The organism is Streptococcus sp. GMD4S (assembly GCF_000296955.1).
Genome location: NZ_AJRE01000492.1, coordinates 1 through 1,685, shown reverse-complemented (window position 1 = coordinate 1,685; position 1,685 = coordinate 1). Strand labels below are relative to the sequence as shown.

2 protein-coding genes are annotated in these 1,685 nt (G+C 45.2%); both read right to left on the bottom strand.

The annotated features are described in order from the left end of the window. The coding region (locus GMD4S_RS12025; RefSeq protein WP_000150248.1) for an ROK family protein at nt 1-751 on the bottom strand (751 nt) is incomplete at its 3' end. 17 nt (nt 752-768) lie between these two features. Next, the coding region (locus tag GMD4S_RS12020; RefSeq protein ID WP_000309642.1) for a dihydrodipicolinate synthase family protein at nt 769-1,685 on the bottom strand (917 nt) is incomplete at its 5' end.

Below are 1,685 nucleotides of genomic sequence, written 5' to 3'. Positions count from 1 at the left end.
GTTTGAGGATAGCTTCTTGCCCCATGATACCGCCACCGAGAATGACCACTTCTGGATTGGCAACGTAGCAAATATTTGCCAGACCTTTCCCAAGGTAGTCTACCATGCGGTCAATACCAGCCATACAAATCTTGTTTCCTTCAGTAGCTTCCTTGAAAATGCGTCGGCCATTCCACTGATCAACTGAGTCTCCATGAGCTGCTGCTACATACTCCACCAAGGCTGTCGTAGAGGCAAGATCTTGGAAAGCTCCATCCTGCATATGCATATAACCGACTTCGCAGGCTGAGTTGCTAAATCCATGAAAGACTTTCCCATCCATAATCAAGCAACCACCGATACCTGTTCCAATGGTCAAGCAAAGTGTCACACTCGCTCCCTTGCCTGAACCAGATACGGCCTCAGCCAGACCTGCACAGTTGACATCATTCTCAATCTCACAAGGAATATCAAAGCTCGTCTCGATTTCCTTCTTGAACTGGGTTCCTGCATAGTTAGGGATTTGCGGTCCGGCATAGAAAATCTCACCCTTGTCTGGATCCACCATCCCAGCAGAAGAAATGGCAACACCTGCTACTGGGCCTTTTTCTAGATAACTGGCTACGATATCTTTTGTCTTTTGTAAGATATGGGGTCCACCCTTATGCGCCTCAGTTGGCATTTCATGCGATTCAACAAGTTGGCCTTCTTGGTCGATCAAACCATATTTGATGTTGGTTCCACCGATATCAATTGCAACGTAGTGTGTCATAATTACCTCCTTATAGATTAGAGGAAGCGCTCCTTGGTTTCACGAATCAAGGCTGCAGCTGCTTCTACAACTGGACGATCTTCTTCAGTCACTGGTGTCAATGGCGAACGAACTGATCCAATGTTAAGTCCCTCATTGATTTTCAAGACTTCTTTGATGACACCGTACATATTTCCATGTGCAGATGTGAGTTTGCCAATGATTGCATTGATAGCGTATTGCAATTCACGCGCTGTCTCCAAGTCTTTCTCAGCAATCAACTCATTGAGTTTCAAGAAGAGTTCTGGCATCGCACCATAAGTACCACCGATACCAGCCTTAGCACCCATGAGGCGTCCTCCTAGGAACTGTTCGTCTGGACCATTAAAGACGATGCGATCATCACCACCAAGGCTGACAAAGGTTTGGATATCTTGAACTGGCATAGAAGAGTTCTTAACACCGATAACACGTGGATTCTTCAACATTTCAGTATAAAGGCTTGGAGTCAAAGCAACACCTGCCAATTGAGGAATGTTATAAATCACGTAGTCTGTGTTTGGTGCTGCAGCACTAATGTCATTCCAGTATTTAGCAACTGAGTACTCAGGCAAGCGGAAGTAAATTGGTGGGATTGTTGCGATAGCATCTACTCCCAAACGTTCCGCATGGCGAGCAAGTTCCATACTATCCTTTGTATTATTGCAAGCAACGTGAGCAATGATAGTCAATTTTCCTTTGGCAACTGCCATGACTTCTTCCAAAATCAACTTGCGGTCTGCCACACTTTGGTAGATACATTCACCAGAAGAACCGTTGACATAGAGACCTTGAACTCCCTTATCAATGAAGTATTGGACCAAGTCGCGCGTACGCTCTGGACTGACTTCTCCTTGATCATCATAACATGCGTAGAAGGCTGGAATGACACCTTCGTATTTTTTCAAATCTGACA